This window comes from Clostridium sp. AM49-4BH (assembly GCF_003478335.1).
Classification (GTDB): domain Bacteria; phylum Bacillota; class Clostridia; order Lachnospirales; family Lachnospiraceae; genus Butyribacter.
Genome location: NZ_QUFB01000009.1, coordinates 22,716 through 43,764 on the forward strand (window position 1 = coordinate 22,716; position 21,049 = coordinate 43,764).

General features: G+C 41.6%; 18 protein-coding genes. All 18 read left to right on the forward strand.

The window, feature by feature from the left end; all coding sequences use genetic code 11:
• Positions 1-99: 99 nt before the first annotated feature.
• The 18 genes from DW981_RS04100 to DW981_RS04190 all read left to right on the forward strand — a co-directional run bounded on the left by DW981_RS04100 (position 100) and on the right by DW981_RS04190 (position 20,929).
• Positions 100-279: a hypothetical protein gene (locus DW981_RS04100; RefSeq protein WP_147352601.1), complete on the forward strand. Its 180-nt coding sequence runs from the start codon at positions 100-102 to the stop codon at positions 277-279.
• Positions 240-605: a hypothetical protein gene (locus DW981_RS04105; protein ID WP_147352602.1), complete on the forward strand. Its 366-nt coding sequence runs from the start codon at positions 240-242 to the stop codon at positions 603-605. The genes DW981_RS04100 and DW981_RS04105 overlap by 40 nt, the downstream gene beginning before the upstream one ends.
• Positions 606-729: 124 nt before the next feature.
• Positions 730-1,713, forward strand: coding sequence for a hypothetical protein (locus DW981_RS04110; RefSeq protein WP_147352603.1), 984 nt, complete (start codon positions 730-732; stop codon positions 1,711-1,713).
• 6 nt (positions 1,714-1,719) lie between these two features.
• Entirely contained in the window at positions 1,720-4,383 is a 2,664-nt protein-coding gene (locus DW981_RS04115) for an ATP-binding protein (protein ID WP_118506866.1), read from the forward strand.
• Positions 4,376-4,705, forward strand: a complete 330-nt coding sequence (locus DW981_RS04120) for a hypothetical protein (RefSeq protein WP_118506867.1) — start codon at positions 4,376-4,378, stop codon at positions 4,703-4,705. The genes DW981_RS04115 and DW981_RS04120 overlap by 8 nt, the downstream gene beginning before the upstream one ends.
• An 11-nt stretch (positions 4,706-4,716) precedes the next feature.
• Positions 4,717-5,169, forward strand: a complete 453-nt coding sequence (locus DW981_RS04125) for a DNA/RNA non-specific endonuclease (RefSeq protein ID WP_118506868.1) — start codon at positions 4,717-4,719, stop codon at positions 5,167-5,169.
• A gap of 404 nt (positions 5,170-5,573) precedes the next feature.
• Positions 5,574-6,896, forward strand: coding sequence for an electron transport complex subunit RsxC (gene rsxC, locus DW981_RS04130; RefSeq protein ID WP_022024417.1), 1,323 nt, complete (start codon positions 5,574-5,576; stop codon positions 6,894-6,896).
• A 70-nt stretch (positions 6,897-6,966) separates the two neighbouring features.
• Positions 6,967-7,959 carry an RnfABCDGE type electron transport complex subunit D gene (locus DW981_RS04135; protein WP_118506869.1) on the forward strand — a complete coding sequence of 331 codons (993 nt, stop codon included), beginning with the start codon at positions 6,967-6,969 and terminating at the stop codon, positions 7,957-7,959.
• On the forward strand, positions 7,949-8,611 hold the full coding sequence (locus DW981_RS04140; protein ID WP_118506870.1) for an RnfABCDGE type electron transport complex subunit G: 663 nt from the start codon (positions 7,949-7,951) through the stop codon (positions 8,609-8,611). The genes DW981_RS04135 and DW981_RS04140 overlap by 11 nt, the downstream gene beginning before the upstream one ends.
• Before the next feature lie 10 nt (positions 8,612-8,621).
• Positions 8,622-9,437 (forward strand): electron transport complex subunit E, encoded by an 816-nt coding sequence (locus tag DW981_RS04145; RefSeq protein ID WP_118506871.1) that lies wholly within the window; start codon positions 8,622-8,624, stop codon positions 9,435-9,437.
• Between the two features lie 4 nt (positions 9,438-9,441).
• Positions 9,442-10,017: an electron transport complex subunit RsxA gene (gene rsxA, locus DW981_RS04150; protein ID WP_118506872.1), complete on the forward strand. Its 576-nt coding sequence runs from the start codon at positions 9,442-9,444 to the stop codon at positions 10,015-10,017.
• Between the two features lie 16 nt (positions 10,018-10,033).
• A complete protein-coding gene (locus DW981_RS04155) occupies positions 10,034-10,855 on the forward strand; it encodes an RnfABCDGE type electron transport complex subunit B (protein ID WP_118506873.1) in 822 nt (273 codons plus the stop codon).
• Positions 10,856-11,538: 683 nt separating this feature from the next.
• Complete coding sequence (locus DW981_RS04165; protein ID WP_243034653.1) at positions 11,539-13,305, forward strand: CDP-glycerol glycerophosphotransferase family protein; 1,767 nt, start codon at positions 11,539-11,541, stop codon at positions 13,303-13,305.
• A gap of 2 nt (positions 13,306-13,307) precedes the next feature.
• A complete protein-coding gene (locus DW981_RS04170) occupies positions 13,308-14,051 on the forward strand; it encodes an IspD/TarI family cytidylyltransferase (RefSeq protein WP_022024869.1) in 744 nt (247 codons plus the stop codon).
• Between the two features lie 94 nt (positions 14,052-14,145).
• The gene (locus DW981_RS04175; protein WP_118506875.1) at positions 14,146-15,219 is read left to right on the forward strand and encodes an NAD-dependent epimerase/dehydratase family protein; all 1,074 of its coding nucleotides are present in this window, start codon (positions 14,146-14,148) and stop codon (positions 15,217-15,219) included.
• 108 nt (positions 15,220-15,327) lie between these two features.
• Entirely contained in the window at positions 15,328-16,593 is a 1,266-nt protein-coding gene (leuC, locus tag DW981_RS04180; RefSeq protein WP_118506876.1) for a 3-isopropylmalate dehydratase large subunit, read from the forward strand.
• A gap of 32 nt (positions 16,594-16,625) precedes the next feature.
• Positions 16,626-17,117 (forward strand): 3-isopropylmalate dehydratase small subunit, encoded by a 492-nt coding sequence (gene leuD, locus DW981_RS04185; RefSeq protein WP_022024866.1) that lies wholly within the window; start codon positions 16,626-16,628, stop codon positions 17,115-17,117.
• A gap of 185 nt (positions 17,118-17,302) precedes the next feature.
• On the forward strand, positions 17,303-20,929 hold the full coding sequence (locus tag DW981_RS04190) for an Ig-like domain-containing protein (RefSeq protein WP_118506877.1): 3,627 nt from the start codon (positions 17,303-17,305) through the stop codon (positions 20,927-20,929).
• Positions 20,930-21,049 lie beyond the last annotated feature (120 nt).

Genomic DNA, 21,049 nt, shown 5'->3' on the forward strand with positions numbered 1-21,049 from the left:
TGAGGAGGTACTTATGATACTAAAGTGTGAAGTATGCGGAGCAATATTGATTTTGATGAAAGTACATCAATAGCAACGTGCAAGTATTGTGATTCGAAAATGATTGTATCCAAAAATAAGGATAAAATAGAAAATTTATTTAATCGTGCTACGTTTTTAAGACAAAATCTGGATTTTGATGGTGCAATATCTGTTTTTGATGATTTACTTCGAGAAGATTATAAAGATTCAGCGGCTCATTGGGGAATGGTTTTAGCCGATATGGTATTGAGTATGTAAATGATATTGGGGGAGAAAGGAAGCCAACATGTCATAGAATACAGGATCATTCTATTTTTGATGATCCGGATTATAAGGCAGCATTGCAAAATGCGGATATATACGAATCTTATGTTTTTCAAGAAGAAGCGAAAAAAATTGACGAAATTTATAATAAGTATATTAAAATTGTTAAAGAGGAGAAGCCATATGATGTTTTTATATGTTACAAAGATAAAATGGAAAATGGAGAGCCTACAGAAGACAGCATGATAGCATATAATATTTATAACTCGTTAGAGCAGGCGGGATACCGCACATTTTTGCAAAAAATCATTGGAAAGTAAGTTGGGACAAGAGTATGAACCGTACATATATGCTGCATTGATGAGTGCAACGGTAATGATTGTTTTGGGAACTAAAACGGAATATTATAATTCTACCTGGGTAAAGAACGAATGGTCTCGTTTTTTGGAATTAAAGAAAGAAAATAAGAACAAAACACTGATTGCATGTTTTAAGAATATGTCTCCATATGAAATGCCAATGGAATTTTCAGCATTTCAGTCTTTTGATTTGAACAAAATAGGCTATGTGGAATATCTGGTAGAGGGTGTTAATCGCGTTATTCAGAACAGCAAAAGAAAGAATGGGATTCTCCCGAATGAGGAAACATCTGAGGTGAACCGTTTAGCAGCCAATGCGGAAACCTTTATGAGACTGAATGAAGCTCAAAAAGCATATGAATTATACATTGAAATGCAAAACAGATATCCGGAAGATTATCGTGGTTGGTGGGGAGTACCTTATGTACAAAGTGAGCGTTTAACTCGTTTGGACAATGAGTTGGCTTCTGAGATGCAAAATATGGTACAACATGCAATTACTGTTGCAAATCCAGATAAGGCAAAAATGATACAGGAGGAGTGGAAAGACTATATAAGAAGACTACAGGAGCAGAATAAGCGACTGAAAATAAGTGAAGCAGAAGAAGAGAAAAATAATTATCAAAATCAGATTGCAGGATATAGTGATGTATCGCTGGAAATCAGTCAGAAGAGAGAACAGGCTGATATGTTGCAGTTGCAACTGAACGAACTGAAACCTAATATAGAGAAATTATCGAAACCTCATGATTTCAGATTATCATTTATAGCATGTATAGTTTGGGTGTTGTATATCTGTGTTACAGAAAACATAATGGATGGTGTGTTCACAGGTGTAGTAATCTTTAGTCTATGGGGAATTTTTTATCGTGGTGTTGTTTGGCGTATTGAATCACTCACAAAAAAGCCAATGTTGCGGAAGAAACAAAAAGAATATGATGATATTGCCCTAAAAAAGCAGGAAATTGAATCTTGTATTGCTGATTTGGGAAAACAAAAATACACGTATGAAACATGCGTAAATAAAATAAGAGAATTAGAGGATTATATACAGGAATTGAGAGGTTAATGAAGTATGGCACAGGTGTATGAATTAGCAGATAATCGTTTCTTGGCAGTTGATATGCTGGAAATTGTTACTTTCTCTGACACAACTTCAGATTTTGAAAGTGTTTTAGGAGAGTTGTATAGACTTGAAAATCAGAATGTTGCTTATGAAATTATTTGGTTGACTGAGAAAGTTGATAATCAATCATATATCTCGAAAATCCATATTTATATTGTTGTACGTAAGATAGACAACGTCAGTGCAGAAGCCGCATCGTGCGTTAAAATGCTTATAAATAACATTCGAAATATAGTATCGGATTTTGGATATTCTTATCAAGACTCAGAACATTGCCGTCAGACTTTCGATGATCTTTGGAGACAGAATGTAAAAAGTCGGGTATATGCTGTGGAGAAAAAGGAAAAGGTGGTTATTAATCCATCCGGTGTTTGTCCATTTTATTATACAGAGATCATTCCATCAAATAATACTGAGGGGCTGGCATCTTTGATCAATGCCTTGAGTCAGAGGGAGAACTGTGGTATTTCGTTTAGCATAATACCAACAAAATTGTATGAGAACGAAGTCGCAATATTAGTGCAACATTGTTCTGAACTGGAAGGATTATCAAAAGGAATATCTGTTAATGGACAACTTGTAAAGGATTCATGTGCTCAGGAACCTTTTGAAGTATTATCTTATTACAAAGATAATCGGGATGCACCTATGTTTTTATCAAATATATTGACTTTTGGAACTAAAGAAGATTGCGCTGTATTATCTAACAAAATTATCAGTCTTTTACAAGGTGGAGACAGTAATATTGGTGGTTTTGAAGCGAGTTATGTTGATATATCAAAAAGTATTGGTAGCATAATCAATGAATTTCCTAACTATATATGGAATGTAAGTGCATTATTAATGTACAAATATAGAAATGTGAAAATTCGTAAATACATTCCACTCTCCAATTATTTGTATCGGCTTCCGTTGATGATGACAATCGAAGAATTGATTTCCTTTTTTCGTTTACCGGTTTACGATGGAAATATGTCAGGTGTTGAGGGAACCAGATATAAAAAGCAAAGAGAACAGTTAAAAGAAGAGGTCGTTAGTGATTCTAATATAAAGTTTGGACAATTAATATCATCAGATATGAAAAAGGTTACTATTGGTTGTGATGAAAGAATACTGTCAAAGCATGTATTGATTGTGGGAATGCCAGGAACCGGTAAAACAACCTTTTCTATTAATTTGATGCTGCAATTTGCTGAAAGAAACATTCCGTTTTTGATTGTCGAACCGACTAAGACAGAGTATAGAGCATTGATAGAACAACTACCAGATATACAAATTTTTACACCGGGAAATGTTAGTGTTTCTCCATTTATTATTAATCCGTTTATCCCATTAAAAGGAATTACGGTGGAACAATATAAACCTGTTTTGGTAAGTGCATTTATGGCTGCTTTTTCTATGCCATCACCATTAGATTTATTATTCCAAAACGCTATACAACAATGCTATACGAAATACGGGTGGAAAGATTACAGTACGTCTGATGACAGTGATGTTACTATATTTGGCTTACACGAATTTATTTTAGTGTTTAAGAAGTTGCTCCAAACATCAAATTATAGCAAAGATGTAAAATCAAATTTGGAAACAGCAGGTGTAATGCGATTGATGAATTTAATTGATATGAATAGCAATATTTATGATTCAATCAATACTATACCTATTGAGGATTTAATTTTAAGACCGACTATTATAGAACTAAATTCTATAGAAAACATGGAGCAAAAAGCATTAATAATGGCGCTATTGTTGGTTGATGTTTGTGCATATACCAAGATAAATAGTTTAAGTATAGGAACCAGACTCAAAAATGTTTTGATGATTGATGAGGCACATGTTCTGTTATCTCCGGAAGGAAGGGGGGATAATTCGGATATCTCTGCAGGATCATCAACAGTAAGTTCGTTACAGAGGATGCTTAAAGAAATCAGGGCGTATGGGACGGGGGTTATTATTGCGGATCAATCACCGTCAAAAGTGACTCATGATATCATTGCTGCCACAGACACAAAAATTATGTTTCGTCTTGTGGAGGCATCGGAAAGGAGACTGATTGCTAACAGTACCAATATGGACGCAGAAATGGAAGAAACTCTCTCCTGTTTGCAAGTTGGTGAAGCGTATGTTTATTCTACAGCATTTAATAAACCGCAACTTGTGATGACGGAGGATATAAGAGAAAAGAAACAAATTAAATTAAGTATAGACAATGATTTGATTAGAAAATTGATGCATTACTGGGATAATAAGCAAAAATTATTATGTCCATACAAAGAGTGTTATTTGTGTGGATTATATGGTGATGGTTGTAATTATAGAATCAAGGCAGATGCAGAATATATTTCTAGCGAGGCCTATGCGGTTTGTGTTGATGCATTATATAAGAATACAGATAAGAAAAGAACAGTTAGAGGTGTGTTTTTAAGTATTCCATCTCTTTTTGCTAAAAAAATAGCAGCGATGGGATATGGGAATGATCGGGAATTTATTATTTGTGTAAGGATCAAATTGTTTCGAAAACTTCAGTTGAATGATAGATTATATAAAATGGATGATAAGGAAAAAATTAAATTGATTACCTTGTTTATGAAAGGAAGTGAGAAGAATGGATGATATGAGTTGTGATATGGAATATGTTGATGATATCGGTAGTGAAGTTGCAGATGCCCCAGTGTTGGATGACATGATTGGTATTACAGATATGGAGTATGATGCAAGTGATGTTGACTATGATGAGGTTGCAGAATATTACCCTGATGAAGTCGACATTTCAGAGGACTATGAAGATGTTGGAGATATGGAACCCGATGTCAGAGAAGATTATGAAGAACAAGATATTTCTGATGAATTAAGTCAAATGCTTGACGAGTGGGAGGAGATGGGGGAGGCGGAAGACCCAGAGGTTTATGAGTATGTAAAAAAAAAGACGATCTAAATTCATATGAAATGAATGGATATTCATATGAAAAAGATGATGAGGAAAGAATTATTTTGGCGGAGGGAGATTTGCATTTGGGACAGGGGGTAAGAGATACTTCTGCTCAATTAAAAGCAGGAGGGGAATTTCGGCGTGATACGGACGAAGGGGGACATTTGATTGGCAGTCGTTTTGGTGGAAGTGGTGAATTAAATAATTTGATTGCACAGAATCGTTTTATAAATCGGAGTGCATATAAAACATTTGAAAATGCCTGGGCTGATGAATTAGAGAGCGGTAATGATGTACATGTTAAAATTGAACCTTATTATCAGGAAAAAACAAAGCGTCCGCATGCAATAATGGGACGCTATACGATTACAGATCAAAGAGGCCAAAAACAAGAAGAAGTTTTTTCTTTAACAAATGAAAATCTAAATGAAGAAGAGTTTGAACTTTCGGAAGAAGCAGACGATATATAAATTATTGAGGAGTGGCATATCATTAAAGTTACTTTCTGCATTCCGCTGGCAGCTTGTCTGACCTAGGTAAGCCCATTGGCAGTTTTACTTTTGGCAATGCCTTCAAGGCTTTGTCAAAACGACGTCTTGCGTGTGCCCAGTAGCATTACGCGAAGGGTGGCAATCGTACAGTACGATCTGTCTGTCCGTATACATCCTACCCGATTGATAGGATCAAGGTGCTGTGTAGCGCCGCATCGCCAAGGATTGTTTTGATATGTTCTTGAGGTTAGTCTTGTCTACTATTGATAAAAAATGTCTGATAATATTGACTTTTTTCGTACAAATGCTACAATAAAGGGTGAGTTTTGGCATGATAAGATGTGGAAAAATGCCAAGGTAAATCAACAGAAAGGAGAAACGGAATGAGTATAGCAACATTTCGTGGGGGTGTACACCCTTACGAGGGAAAAGATTTATCCAAGGACTTACCGATCAAGACTGTACAGCCTAAGAAAGAACTGGTATTTCCGATGGGCCAGCACATTGGCGCACCGGCAACGCCAATTGTCGCAAAAGGCGATAAAGTTTTAGTTGGTCAGAAAATTGGAGAGGCAAGCGGATTTATTTCTGCGAATATCTGCAGTTCTGTTTCGGGAACGGTAAAGGCAGTGGAGCCAAGAATGCTCCTCAATGGTTCTCAGGCAACTTGTGTTGTCATCGAAAATGATGGAGAATATGCAGCAATTGAAGGATTGGGAGAGGATCGTGATTACACGAAACTTTCTGCTGATGAGATCCGCGACATTGTGAAGGAAGCTGGTGTAGTCGGCATGGGTGGTGCCGGATTTCCAACCAATGTAAAGTTAGCGCCGAAAGAGCCGGATAAAATCGATTATATTCTGGTCAATGGTGCGGAGTGTGAGCCGTATCTGACTTCGGATTACAGACAGATGTTAGAAAGATCAGAAGAGATCGTTGGTGGTTTGAAAGTGATCCTGCATATTTTTGACAAGGCGAAAGGACTCATCTGCATTGAGGACAATAAGCCGGAGGCAATTGCTAAAATGCAGGAGGCTGTCAAAGATGAAGACCGCATTGAAGTGAAGGTGTTAAAGACGAAATATCCGCAGGGCGGTGAGCGTACACTGATTTCTGCTGCAACCGGACGCAAGATCTATTCTGCAAAACTTCCGGCAGATGCAGGATGTATTGTGGATAATGTATCCACGGTAATTGCAATTTATCGTGCGGTGTGCAAACAGACGCCACTGATCACACGTGTTGTAACATTGACAGGTGAGGCATTCAATACTCCGATCAATGTAGATGTGCGTATTGGATGCAGTCATGCAGAACTGGTGGAAGAAGGAGATGGATTTAAGGAAGAGCCTAAGAAGATCATTTCCGGTGGTCCAATGATGGGATTTGCCATGTTTGATCTGAATGTTCCGGTGACTAAGACGTCTTCTTCTATTTTGGCAATGACAAAAGACGAGGTAGCAGAGAATGAACCGACACCATGTATCCGCTGCGGTCGCTGCGTAGAGGCATGTCCGGGCAATCTGGTACCACAGAAGATGGCAGAAGCCGCTATGAACAAAGACTATGATACTTTTGTAAAGTTAAATGGCATGGAGTGCTACGAATGTGGCAGTTGTACGTATGTATGTCCTGCTAAGCGTCCATTGACACAGAGCTTTAAGCAGGCAAGACAGTATGTCGCAGCACAGAGACGTAAAAAATAATGTATGAGCTCCCGGAATTGCCTTGGGCAGACGTTTCAGGAGTACATACTACAAATAATGGAGGATTAATATGAGCAATTTATTAAACATATCATCATCTCCGCATGTGCGTGACAAGTCGTCTACGAGAAGTATCATGTGGGATGTGATCTTTGCCTTGATACCGACGAGTATATTTGGCATTTACAATTTTGGTATTCGGGCAGCAGTTTTGATCGCTGTCTGTATTGCAACCTGCCTTTTGTCCGAGTACATATGGCAGAAATGTATGAAATTGCCGCTTACCGTTAATGACGGAAGTGCGGTACTTACTGGTTTGCTGTTAGCATTGAACCTGACTCCGACATTCCCGATCTGGATGGCGATCTTAGGAAGTGTTTTTGCAATTATTATTGTAAAGCAGTTGTTTGGTGGTTTGGGTCAGAACTTTATGAACCCTGCGCTTGGTGCAAGATGTTTCCTGATGGTATCTTTTGCAGGACAGATGACAAGTTTTGCACACGATGGAATCACCGGTGCTACACCGCTTGCAATCATTAAAGCAGGCAGCAGATCAGATTCTATTCAGAAGATCTTGGCATCCGGTGATGGTAAGACACAGGAGGCAACTTCCCTCTTAAAGATGTTTATCGGAAGTACCGGAGGTACGATCGGTGAGACTTGTGCGATCGCACTGTTGATCGGAGCTGCGTACTTGTTGATCCGCAAGATCATTTCTTGGAGAATTCCGGTATGTTATATCGCAGTATTTGCAATCTTTATCCTGCTCTTTGGCGGCAGAGGATTTGATCTTACTTATCTTGCAGCAGAGTTGTGCGGTGGTGGATTGCTGTTAGGTGCATTCTTTATGGCAACCGATTATGTAACAAGCCCGATCACACCGAAAGGACAGATCATATTTGGTGTACTGCTTGGTCTTTTGACCGGAGTATTCCGTGTCTTTGGTGCATCCGCAGAAGGTGTATCTTATGCGATCATTATCTGTAACCTGCTTGTTCCATTGATCGAAAGAGTAACGATCCCGGTTCCATTTGGAAAGGAGGGTATCAAGGATGGCAAATAAAGAAAAAGAAGAAGTTAAGAAGAAGAGCACATTGGTGCATGACACCATTTGCTTATTCCTGATCACATTGATCTCCGGTCTGCTTCTCGGTGCAGGTTATACGATCACCAAAAAACCGATCGCAGCGCAGGAGGAAAAGAACAAACAGGAAGCATACGAAGCTGTCTATCAGGGAGCATCTTTTGAGGAAGACAGTGCTCTTAACAAGTCATTGGAAAAGTTCAATAAAGACCTTGCGGCAGGCAAGGTAAGTTCGAAGGCTCTCGGTTCCTTATCTGATGTTGAAATTGCGGAAGCAATGAAAGCAAAGGTAGATGGAAAAGATGCCGGTTATGTTGTTTCTTGTAGCGGCAAGGGCTACGGTGGAGCAGTAAGCATTGCACTTGGTATTGACGAAAAGGGCGAGATCAAGGGCATTCAGATCACCGATTGTTCCAATGAGACGCCGGGTCTGGGACAGAAATCTTCGGACAAGGAGTTCAACGGACAGTTTGTTGGCACCAATGCATCACAGGATCTGAACGTTGTAAAAGATGGCAGTGGCAGTACCAAAGATGGTACGATCAATGCGATCACCAGTGCAACGATCACCAGTAAGGCAGTTACAAGAGCCATTGATGGTGCATTTCAGTTTATTTCATCATTAGAATAGGAGGGTTCCCATGAATACATGTGTAGAACGATTAAAAAATGGTATCATAACGGAGAATCCTACGTTCGTTATGATGTTGGGTATGTGTCCGACCCTTGCGGTAACAACATCCGCCATTAATGGATTGGGCATGGGACTTACGACAACAGCAGTGCTTGTGTTATCCAATGTATTTATCTCACTGCTTCGTAAAGTGATTCCGGATAAAGTGCGTATTCCGGCATTCATCGTTATTGTTGCATCTTTTGTAACATTGATCCAGTTGTTATTACAGGCGTACATCCCATCTTTGAATAAGTCCTTGGGTGTGTACATTCCGCTTATCGTAGTAAACTGTATTATCTTAGGTCGTGCTGAGGCATATGCGTCTAAGAACAAAGTGATTCCATCTTTGTTCGATGGACTTGGAATGGGTCTTGGATTTACATTCGGACTTACTTGTATCGGTATTTGCCGTGAGATCTTAGGATCTGGTGCAATCTTTGGAAAGACATTTATTCCGGACGATTATCACATTACGTTTTTCGTATTGGCGCCGGGTGCATTCCTTGTGTTAGCATTTTTGACAGCAATTCAGAACAAATTGAAGCTGCCATCAGCGACAAATGTAGAGAATGATTCAGACATTGCCTGTGGTGGTAATTGTGCATCCTGTGTAGGCTGTGCAAGTGTTGCCAATAAAGGCATTTTAGAAGCAGAGCGTGTTGCGGCTAAGGCAGCGAAAGCGCAGGCAGCCAAGGAAGCTGCTGCCAAAGCGAAAGCAGCCAAAGAGGCCAAAGCAAAGGAAGCTGCTGCAGCGGAAAAATCCGAAGGAAAGGAGGACTAATTAGATGGGAGAATTATTTGTTATTGTTATTTCATCCATGTTAGTCAGTAACGTGGTATTAAGCCAGTTCCTTGGAATCTGTCCTTTCCTGGGCGTTTCCAAAAAAGTTGAGACAGCAGCCGGAATGGGAGCTGCAGTAACGTTCGTTATTACGATCGCGTGTATTATCACTTACCCGGTTCAGAAATGTATTTTAGAGCCGCTTGGTTTAGAGTATTTACAGACGATTGCATTTATTTTGATCATTGCAGCATTAGTACAGTTTGTGGAGATGGCACTCAAAAAGTTTATGCCGGCATTGTATGAAGCACTCGGTGTATATTTGCCGTTGATCACAACGAACTGTGCCGTACTCGGTGTTGCTATCAAAAACATTTCCAATGGATATGGATTTATCGAGAGTGTTGTTTGTGGTTTCTGCACGGCATTTGGTTTCCTGATCTCTATCGTGATCATGGCAGGCATCCGTGAGAGAATTGAACACAATGATGTTCCAAATGCATTTAAGGGAACACCGATCGTGTTAGTAACAGCAAGTTTGATGGCAATTGCATTCTGCGGCTTCGCAGGATTGGTGTAGAAAGGGGGACGAATATATGATACAGAGTGTGGTATTAGCATCTGCAGCAGCAGGCGTCCTCACAGCAGCAGCCGTGATCGGTATTACCGGTCTGTTGATAGCCGTACTTCTTGGTGTGGCAGCCAATGCATTTGAGGTACCGGTCGATGAAAAGGCAATTGCGATCCGTGATGTTCTTCCGGGAGCCAACTGTGGTGGTTGTGGTTATGCCGGTTGTGATGCGATGGCAGCAGCGATTGCTGCAGGAGAAGCACCGGTTAATGGCTGTCCGGTAGGTGGACCGGCTGTCGCTGATAAGATTGGTGAGATCATGGGAGTATCTGCCGGTGAAGACGTAAAGAAAGTTGCGTTTGTAAAGTGTGCAGGTACTTGTGATAAGGCAAGTGTCAAAGCAAACTATTATGGAATTTCTGACTGCAGAAGTGCTGCAGCAATTCCGGGCCGCAGCGATAAAGCATGTGCATACGGCTGCATGGGATTTGGTTCTTGTGTTGCAGCGTGTGGCTTCGATGCGATTCATATTGAGCATGGCGTTGCAGTTGTGGATAAAGAAAAGTGCGTTGCTTGTGGAAAATGTGCTGAGGAATGTCCAAATCATTTGATCGAACTGATTCCATACGATGCTACGAAAGTGGTATCCTGTTCCAATCAGGATAAAGGACCAAAAGTGATGGCAGTTTGTGAAGTGGGCTGTATCGGCTGTGGTCTTTGTGCAAAACAATGTGAAGCGGAAGCAATTACCGTTGAGAATAACATTGCACATATTGACCAGTCTAAATGTACGGGCTGCGGTAAATGTGCTGAAAAATGTCCAAAGAAGATTATCTTGGCACATTAGTTCGGCTTATCAATATTTTCGAGTATTAAGACCTCCGGGGACTCCCGGGGGTCTTTTCTCATTTATCAGTCAGCTCAAACTTCGCACTTCCAATGCTGCTGTCTGGTCACATATTGCTTATTATGTCACAAAAATAATAGCTATTTTGTAGCCAACAAGCTGACTTGTTCTGCCGGCAGAAATCGCTATGTTGTGGCTGCAAAATACAATATAATCATTGACATAATAAGCACACTGTGCTTATCTTGGGAGTTTCTTTGAAACTCCATTATGCGCAGAAATCATGCGCAAGTATTATGACATACCAAGTAAAGTAAGGAGGGTGGGGTCGAAAGCATTTGGAAATTGTAGAAGCTTAAAAAAAATGAAGATGCCTAAATCTGTGAAAAAAATAGAGAAAGATGCATTTAAAGGCTGTAAAAAGCTTACACTTTATGTGAAAAGGGGGAGTTATGCGCACAAGTATGCCAAGAAATATCATGTAAAGCATAAATATTGGAAATAGAACTATCAGCGTGGAATAACGGAGGCTCAATGAGCAAAGGCGGGACAGATTGACAGTTGCAGAATATGATGATAAACTAAAAAATAATGCCCACATTTCGCATTTTTTGTTGAAAGACTGTCTGATATATAGCAGTCAGCCTGCGAAAAGTCGGGATAAATAGGAAATGGAGAATACCATGGACAAAGAGATCATGATGGAAGACCGGATTTCGTCAAGACGACTTACTGCGACGATCACGAAAATCTGGTGGGAACGAATCATTGTGCATATCGATTTACAGCTTACGTATGCGGATGAGTCGTTAAAAGGTGAAAAATTTGATGTATATGCCGTGGATCAAAACTTTCATGCCAAAGCACGATTTAAGCAGACAATTGTGGATGAAGAGCATATTCGACTGTCAATGAATATGACAAATCCGGGGAACTGCGAATGTCTGCCGATGGGAAGTTATTTCTTTTATGTTTGCCGCAAGCAGGAGATTTTGGCAAAATGTGTGATGGCGCATGAATTGGTTCCGGAGGCAGAAAATGTATCGCGTTCTTTCCTGCATAACAACCGGACGAGAGGTTATCTTGTAAACTTCTATGTCACGGAAGGGGAAAATGATCTTCCGCTCCTGATGCATATCATGGATGCGATGAAGGTCAGCATGGAACAGGAAAGCAATGGTGAGATCGTGAAATCTGCGGTGACAGATCCAGCGATCAAAATGAAGAAAAATGCAGGCCGGATGCGTTGGAAAGCGTATTATCACAGTCAGGTTAAGAAGTATAAAGACCGTCAAAAGGTGATCATGTTTATGACGGAGCAGAGCGATACGCTCGGTACGAATCTGCAGGCGGTTTATGACCGTATGTGTGAACGGGGATTGGATAAGGAATATACCATTCTTTTTTCCGCAAGACCTGCTTCTTATATCAGACAGGCGCGCAGCTCAACCAAAGAGCTGCTCCACAAATTAGCACAGTGCGATATGGTATTCATTGACGATCATGTACCGCTTTTTGACTGGCTGACATTAGATAAACGGACAAAGCTGATACAGCTATGGCATGCGGGAGCGGGCTTTAAGTCCTCCGGTTACAGCAGATGGGGACACTTGGGATGCCCGGCACCAGTGAGCTGCCATAGACAATACCGCTATGGAATCGCCGGTTCCAGACAGATCGGGAAGTTCTTCTCTGAGGTGTTTGGCATTAATGATGATCAAATCTTGCCAACCGGTATGCCGCGTATGGATGAGTATCTGGATGAAGCCTTTCGTGAGAAGAAAACGGCAGAGCTTTATGAACAGTATCCAATGTGTAAAGGCAAAAAGGTGATCTTGTTTGCACCAACCTACCGTGGCAAAAACCGTAAAACAGCCTATTATCCGTATCACATGATCGATTTTCAGCGATTGTATGATTTCTGCGGAGAGGAATACGTTGTGTTATTCAAGATGCACCCTTGGGTGAGTGAGGCGGTACCGATCGAAGAGGCTCATAAAGACCGCTTTGTGGATGCTAATAAATATCCAAATATCAATGATCTGTTTTATATTACAGAGATATTGATCACGGATTATTCGTCCAATATATTTGAGTATAGTTTGATGCGTAAACCAATGCTGTTTTTCGCATTTGACAAGATCCAATATTCTTTTTCAAGAGGGTTCCATCGTGATTATGAGGAAGCGGCACCGGGTAAGGTCTGCTATACCTTTGCACAGATCATGGATGCACTCGAACAAAAGGATTATGAATATGAAAAAGTTGAACAATATGTAGACAAGCATTTTGACTATATTGATAGTCATGCGTCAGACCGCGTGATTGACTGGATCCTGCTTGGAAATATTCCGGAGGACATTCAGAAAAAACTGCGTCATATTGAGAAAGTAAACCAAAGACTTCCTCTGCTTAATTTTAGCGCATTGGAGGAAGAAGAAAGGAGTTAATTATGAATATTGCAATGATCTTTGCCGGTGGTCGTGGAGTTAGAATGGGTTCCGGTATTCCAAAACAGTTTTTGGAGATTCACGGAAAGCCGGTACTTGTGCATACATTGGAGCTCTTTCAGGAGCATGATATGATCGACAAGATCTATATTTCCGTATTGGAAGACTACATTGGTAAGACACAGAAATTAGTAGACCGTTATGGATTGGATAAAGTAGTATCGATCATTCCGGGTGGTGCAACTGCTCAGGATTCCATCTACAATGTGTTGAAAGATGCAGAGAAAGAAAATGATGGGGATTCTATCGTGCTTTTGCATGATGGCGTGCGTCCGTTTGTATCCTATGATACGATCAAACAGAACATTGAAAGTGTACAGAAGTATGGCAGTGCGATCACCTGCACAGCTTGCTACGAGACAATCTTACTCAGCAAGAGCGGTGAGAAAGTAGATTCTGTACCATATCGTAAAGATACCTTTGCGGCACAGGCACCACAGAGTTTCCGCTTAAAAGATATTATTGCAGCCCACGATGAGGTGCGTGCGATCAATCCTTCGTATGAAAATATGGTAGATGCCTGCACGATCATGACAACGCTTGGCAAAGAAGTACATATGATCTCGGGCAATCGTGGTAATATTAAGGTTACTACACCAGAGGATGTATATATGTTCCGTGCGCTGCTCAACTACAAAGAGAATGAGCAGACGTTTGGTATCGGCCTGACGAACGGAATTCGTTAGCAGACAGTTTAAGAGAAGTATGAAGTATAAGAAAGTAACAGATGGACGACAGAAATGTTTGTGAAATTTGATTACGGATGGAAAGGAAAACTACATGAGTAGAATAGAAAGTCCGGATAACCGGGTGCTTCAAGAAGATTTAGAGCGTGCTGCAGCGCTTGATCTGCCAATTGAAGCGTTAGACGGCAGTCGTATTTTTGTGACAGGTGCAACGGGATTGATCGGCTCACAGCTCGTTAAGTTTTTGTTGTGCCGCAACCGTATCTGCCATTGCAATACGACAGTCATTATTTTTGCGCGCAGTAAAGAAAAAGCGTTAAAGGTATTTCCTTATTTAGAGGAAGAGGAGCATTTGGAGATTGTGCTTGGAGATATTTCAGAGCCGATCTGCTATGATGGAGACATAGATTATGTGATCCATGGGGCAAGTCCAACGAGTTCCAAATATTTTGTCAGTCATCCGGTAGAAACGATCGGTGCGGCAGTGGATGGCACTCGCTATGTGTTAGAACTTGCTAAACAGAAACAGGTAAAAGGTGTTGTATATCTGTCATCACTCGAAGTGTATGGAACTCCTGCGGAAGATGCGGGTATGATCACAGAGAAAGATTATGGATATATTGAGCCACTCAGCGTACGAAGCAGTTATTCGGAGGGAAAGCGTATCGTTGAGTGTTTGTGTGCATCTTATGCGAAAGAATACGATGTTCCGGTCAAAGTTGCCAGATTATCGCAGACTTTTGGAGCAGGCGTAGCTTACGATGATGGCCGAGTATTTGCTGAGTTCGCACGCTGTGCGATCGAGGGCAAAAATATCGTGCTCCATACTGAGGGCAAGACGGTTCGTACATACTGTTACACGATCGATGCTGTTACGGCATTGCTTACCATTTTGGCAAAAGGGCAGGCTGGAGAGGCGTATAATGTTACGAATATGGATACGGCGATCTCAATATATGATATGGCGAAGTTAGTCAGTGGAATCTTGCCGGAGTCGAATATTGCGGTGGAACGTGACATTCCGGAAGATCTGGCAAGTTTCGGATACAATCCGGAGATGATCGTCAAGCTGGATAGTACGAAGTTACAGGAACTTGGCTGGAAGGCGACGGTTGGCTTGCGTGAAATGTATGAGCGCCTGATCGAAAGTATGAGTCTGGTACATTAGATCTGAGTAGAGTTTAGAACGTACAGGCAGAGCATATTGGTATTGACAGAGCCGGTACATGGATTTGAGATCAGAGGCTTGAACAATAGAAAGAGAGGAATACTAATTATGGGAATGACAATGACACAGAAAATTCTTGCAGCACATGCAGGTCTTCCTTCTGTAGAAGCAGGACAGTTGATCATGGCAGATCTGGATCTGGTATTAGCAAATGATATTACAGGACCGGTTGCTATTCATGAGGTTCAGAAGTTAAATAAAAAGACAGTATTTGACAAAGATAAAGTAGCATTGGTGCCGGATCATTTTGCACCAAATAAGGATATTAAGTCTGCAGAACACTGCAAATGTGTTCGTGAGTATGCCAAAGAGCACGACATTACGAATTATTTTGAAGTAGGTCAGATGGGTATCGAACATGCGCTGCTTCCGGAAAAAGGATTGATCGTAGCAGGTGAGACCTGCATCGGAGCAGATTCACATACATGTACTTACGGAGCGCTGGGAGCATTTTCTACAGGTGTAGGTAGTACAGATATGGGATGTGGCATGATTACCGGACAGGCATGGTTTAAGGTGCCTTCTGCCATCAAGGTAGTGCTTACCGGTAAGCCATCCAAATGGGTAAGCGGTAAAGATGTGATCCTTCATCTGATCGGTATGATCGGTGTAGATGGAGCGTTGTATCGTTCCTTAGAGTTTACTGGTGATGGAGTGAAAAATCTGTCTATGGATGATCGTTTTTCCATTGCTAATATGGCAATTGAGGCAGGTGCTAAGAATGGAATCTTCCCGGTGGACGACAAGACGATCGCTTATATGGAAGAGCATTCTACAAAGAAATATACAGTATATGAAGCAGATGAGGATGCGGTTTATGATGAAGAGTATGTCATTGACTTAAGCAAGTTAGAGCCAACGGTTGCGTTCCCTCATCTTCCGGAGAATACTAAGACGGTGAAAGAAGCGGGAGACGTTAAGATCGATCAGGTTGTGATCGGATCTTGTACGAATGGTCGTATTGAGGATCTTCGTACAGCGGCAGAGATCCTCAAAGGCAAAAAAGTTGCCGATGGTATCCGTGTGATCGTGATCCCGGCAACACAGGCAATTTATATGCAGGCAATTGAAGAGGGCTTAGTGCAGACCTTTATTGAGGCAGGTGCTATTGTCAGCACACCAACTTGTGGACCGTGCTTAGGTGGCTATATGGGAATCCTGGCAGCAGGTGAGCGTGCAATCTCTACAACAAATCGTAATTTCGTCGGACGAATGGGTCATGTGGATTCCGAGGTGTATTTGTCCAGCCCGGCAGTGGCAGCAGCGAGTGCGGTGACCGGTAAGATTTCTGAGCCGGCAGAACTTGGTCTTTAATCAATTAATGTGAGCAGTGAAAGGAGATAAACATGAAAGCTTGTGGTACAGTACATAAATATGGAGATAATGTAGATACAGATGTAATCATTCCGGCAAGATATTTGAATTCTTCAGATCCGGCAGAGCTTGCTAAGAGTTGTATGGAGGATATTGATCCGGATTTTGTAAAGCGTGTGCAGAAGGGTGATATTATGGTAGCCAACAAAAACTTTGGCTGCGGTTCTTCCAGAGAGCATGCTCCGATCGCGATCAAAGCATCCGGCATCAGCTGCGTTATTGCGGAGACATTTGCACGTATCTTTTATCGCAATGCGATCAATATCGGTCTTCCGATCATTGAGTGCCCGGCTGCAGCCAAAGAAATTGAAGCAGGGGACACCGTTGAGATCGATTTTGACAGCGGTATGATCTATGACAAGACAAAGGGAACCGAGTATCAGGGTCAGGCATTCCCGGAGTTTATGCAGAAGATCATCAAGGCAGAAGGCCTCATCAACTACATTAACGAAAATACAAAATAACAACAGCACACATAACATGTATGCGGCAGGAATTGACATCAATTCCTGCCGTTTGGGTTATTGAGAAAAAAAGGAAAGATTTATTGATTTTGAGATATTTTTTTAATTTTTTTGACACATATTGGCGGTAGAATGGTGAACGAAAATAGATGTCTTGAAGATAGATTGGGAGGTATCATGAGAATATGAGATTAGGTGGTTTGAGTAAAAAGTTGATGGCTGTTGCATTGTCGAGTGTTATGGTGGTGTCCGGTTTTGCGGGGCTTGCACCAGCCGTTTCCGTGAGTGCAGCAGATGGTACTGCAAAGTTACGTATGATCTTTACATCAGATCTGCATGGACAGTTGACGACAGAGGATTATGAGACCGGCAAGGTCTACACGACGGGTGGTTTGTCGAGAACGGCAACATTGATCAAGAAAGCGAAGGCAGAAGTCAATGCAAAGAATTCTTTGTTATTTGATCTGGGAGATGTTCTCTTTGATTATACAACGGATTACATATACGATGTAAATAGTTCGGCACAGCAGCCGATGTACACTGCGATGGCCAAGATGGGATACGATGCGATCACACTTGGAAATCATGAATTTGATTATACACTGGATTATATTCAAAAACAGTTGTCTTCTACCGGGATGTCCGGCAAGGTGGTATTGTCGAATGTTACAAATGTCAATACAGGAGCACATATTTGGGCAGAGAATAAGATCATTACTAAGAATCTGGTAACAGAGTCCGGTAAGACAATTTCAGTCAAGGTAGGTTTGATCGGTGAGACAGTTCCCACTTTGGCTAAGAAACGGACCAATTACACCGGAGTGCTGAATGGAGAAGATATTGTCAAAAATGTCAAAAAGGAAGTACCGATCCTGCAAAAGAAAGGTGCAGATATCATTGTCGTACTGGCACACTCCGGTATTGGAGAGCAGAAACCGGCAGAGTTAGATGCCAATACGGGATATGCACTGACGAAGATCAGTGGGGTAGATGCGGTACTCTGCGGTCACCTTCACAAAGATTTCCCGGATGCCAATGGCACAAAATATGATGATTATCCGGGGGTCAATAAGACAACGGGTATTGTGAACGGCAAACCGCTTGTCCAGATCGAAAACCGAGGAGCAAGCATTGGTATGGTTGATCTGAATATCGGTACGAAGAATAACAAACCGACGATCACAGGAAAGTCTACACAGATCCGAAAAGTTAATGCTTCTACAGAGGTAGATCCAACGATCAACGCAGCATTTGGAAACTGGACCAAAACATTTATGGCGGATAGCAGCCAGATCCTCAGTGAGGTAGCGGCAGATACACAATTACAAAATTATTTTGGTACGATGGAAGATAATGATGCAATCCAATTGTTGAATAATATTAAGATCAGTTATGGATTGCAATACATCAATAAAACGAAGACACAATACAAAAATCTCCCGGTAGTTGCGGCGTCTACTTATCTAAAATACGGATCGTCCGACGGAGAGGATTACATAGATATTCAAAATCAGTTTAAGAAGGCAAATATTTATGATCTGGTCAGTTATCGGACAGGCTTGTATATCTACAAGATGACAGGCGCACAGATCCGGGAATGGATGGAGTGGTCCGCAGGCGGTTATGAGCAGGCCGGCAAAAATCTGTTGGGAGACAATGCACCGGCAGAACCGACAGCATCACCGGCAGAACCGACAGCATCACCGGATGTAGCAACCGGATCAGCAGTGTCTGCGGGGACGGCAGACAGAGAGGAAGAGACATCTTCTCAGGCGGCGGTATATGAGTCTCAGACAAATACTGCGCCGGCAGCGCAAAGTAGTTTACAGCAGAAAAATGCTTTGCTTCAGACCAAGGGGCTGCCATCGTTAGGAGATATCTTAAACTATGATTCCAGCAAACCGTTTCAGTTCGTAATGCAGGATGATTATCTGACGGATTGGTCACAGTATTTTATATTTGATGGATTAGAGTACAAGATAGATACGACAGTAGCGCCTCGTTATGATGCAGCGGGGAGAAAGATCAACGATACCCATCGTATCGTATCCTTGACACGCAACGGAGCAAATATTTCAAATACGGCCTCCTTTATTGTGTTGTCTAATAAATTGCCGAATAACAATCTGTTTAAGACGATGAAGCCGACAATACTATCCATTAGCAAAAAGGCGTTGTATCGCAGCTATATTCAGTCCTTTATCGAGAAGATACAAATGGCCAGCGGTACGATCAAGCCGATGCAGGATAATAACTGGAGTGTAAAATACTCGGATAACTATAACTATATTGTACAGAGTGGTGCTAAGGCGTCCCGCTATTTAGGCAGCAAGGGATGGATTAAAGCATCGATCGGTGGCGATAGTAATGTTCGGTATTACGTAGCAAATCCAAACGAAAAGTCTACGACGGATACGACAGGACCTTGCCTGACGGCTGTTGTGAAAGATGAGAGTGTTACGAACAAAAAGATACAGGTATTGATTCAGGCGACGGATCCTTCAGGAATTGCGTCCGTTCGTTATGCGGCTGGCAAATATACGGCAGACAATGCAATTTGGAAGACGGCATCAAAGATCAATGGTAACGTATGGTCTTGTGACCGCAATGGAACCTTTACCATTTGCGCAACTGATAAGAAAGGTAATAACAGTGTTGTCGTACTCAAAATACTCAACATCAATAAGAGTATGTTGTCGGCACCGGTAGTAGATGGTTATACAAACCGTAAGACGAAGATTACCGGTAAGGCAGAAGCCTATGCCAGAGTATATTTTAAGGTTGAAGGGGGCGCAACGTATTCTACCGTTGCAACCAAGAGTGGTACGTTCTCTTACAAGATGCCGCCACAGAGAGCCGGCAAACGCATCTTTGTATATGTTGTTGACAGTAAGGGAATGACAAGTGCACGTACGATCGTGACCGTAAAACGAACCGGTCCGAATAGGCCGACACTTCACAAAGTTAAGACGAACAGCAAACTGGTAACAGGTAAGGTAAACGACAATTATGCTTATCCAATGATCCTTGTAAACAACAAAACAGTATATGTACCAAATCAGAACGTCAAGGCATTGTACCGTAAGTCTTCGTTCTACAAGAAGAAAAACAAGGTCAAAGTGGGACGTATTGCACTGAACAAGAATGGATCCTTTACGTTGACGCTGCCGTCTACGCTGAAGGCCGGTACAAAAGTTGAGCTTCGAACGGTAGATGCGGTATCCAGATGCAGTTTGTCGACACATGTGATCACAAATCAGGCGGTGCCGATCAGACCGACGATTTCGCATGTCAGCAATAAGACGACGAAAGTAAAAGTGTATGCCTATGAAAAATGTAAAAAGGCAGTTGTAAAGATTGGCAAGAAACGTTATGTGGCAACCAAAGGAAAGTATAAGTCCAAATCAAAACGTTACTGCTATACTGTAAAGATACCGAGAACCAATTCCACAGGCACTTTGAAAGTATACGTTGTGAATGTGAAAGGCGGAAGCCCGGTGCTGCGTGTTCATCCGGTACAGAAAGTACCAGACAGTCCGATCGTTGTAAGTGCACCAACCGGCAAAGGAAAGGTTGTCGGCAAGGTGAATTTGGTCGGCGCACCAAAGAATAAGGCTGCCACGGTTTCTAACACAAAGACCAAAGTTGCTGCGACAGTAGCCGGCAAGGTGTATAAGGGAAAGGTGAAAAAAGATGGCACGTTTGTTATAAAAATACCAAAGCTCAAAAAGGGTACAAAGTTTAAGGTGACGGCAAGCAACCGATATGGCAAGAGCGTACCGCGGGTCAGCAAGGTCGGTAAGAAAAAGTAATCATATTTTGCATCACAGTGAATAGTTGCGAAATATAGAGAAATATTTTATAATAAAAGGTACTATTGGTTTGAAAGGGAATGCAGGAGAACAAAACAGTTGTTTTCCTGCGTTTCGTTC

What these genes read in the sequence shown, in the direction of transcription:
- DW981_RS04175 (WP_118506875.1), top strand. Translation starts at nt 14,146, where the DNA reads ATGAGTAGAATAGAAAGTCCGGATAACCGGGTGCTTCAAGAAGATTTA.
- DW981_RS04125 (WP_118506868.1), top strand. Translation starts at nt 4,717, where the DNA reads ATGAATGGATATTCATATGAAAAAGATGATGAGGAAAGAATTATTTTG.
- DW981_RS04135 (WP_118506869.1), top strand. Translation starts at nt 6,967, where the DNA reads ATGAGCAATTTATTAAACATATCATCATCTCCGCATGTGCGTGACAAG.
- DW981_RS04140 (WP_118506870.1), top strand. Translation starts at nt 7,949, where the DNA reads ATGGCAAATAAAGAAAAAGAAGAAGTTAAGAAGAAGAGCACATTGGTG.
- DW981_RS04120 (WP_118506867.1), top strand. Translation starts at nt 4,376, where the DNA reads ATGGATGATATGAGTTGTGATATGGAATATGTTGATGATATCGGTAGT.
- DW981_RS04100 (WP_147352601.1), top strand. Translation starts at nt 100, where the DNA reads ATGATTGTATCCAAAAATAAGGATAAAATAGAAAATTTATTTAATCGT.
- DW981_RS04165 (WP_243034653.1), top strand. Translation starts at nt 11,539, where the DNA reads ATGGACAAAGAGATCATGATGGAAGACCGGATTTCGTCAAGACGACTT.
- DW981_RS04190 (WP_118506877.1), top strand. Translation starts at nt 17,303, where the DNA reads ATGAGATTAGGTGGTTTGAGTAAAAAGTTGATGGCTGTTGCATTGTCG.
- leuC (WP_118506876.1), top strand. Translation starts at nt 15,328, where the DNA reads ATGGGAATGACAATGACACAGAAAATTCTTGCAGCACATGCAGGTCTT.
- rsxC (WP_022024417.1), top strand. Translation starts at nt 5,574, where the DNA reads ATGAGTATAGCAACATTTCGTGGGGGTGTACACCCTTACGAGGGAAAA.
- DW981_RS04115 (WP_118506866.1), top strand. Translation starts at nt 1,720, where the DNA reads ATGGCACAGGTGTATGAATTAGCAGATAATCGTTTCTTGGCAGTTGAT.
- rsxA (WP_118506872.1), top strand. Translation starts at nt 9,442, where the DNA reads ATGGGAGAATTATTTGTTATTGTTATTTCATCCATGTTAGTCAGTAAC.
- leuD (WP_022024866.1), top strand. Translation starts at nt 16,626, where the DNA reads ATGAAAGCTTGTGGTACAGTACATAAATATGGAGATAATGTAGATACA.
- DW981_RS04170 (WP_022024869.1), top strand. Translation starts at nt 13,308, where the DNA reads ATGAATATTGCAATGATCTTTGCCGGTGGTCGTGGAGTTAGAATGGGT.
- DW981_RS04155 (WP_118506873.1), top strand. Translation starts at nt 10,034, where the DNA reads ATGATACAGAGTGTGGTATTAGCATCTGCAGCAGCAGGCGTCCTCACA.
- DW981_RS04145 (WP_118506871.1), top strand. Translation starts at nt 8,622, where the DNA reads ATGAATACATGTGTAGAACGATTAAAAAATGGTATCATAACGGAGAAT.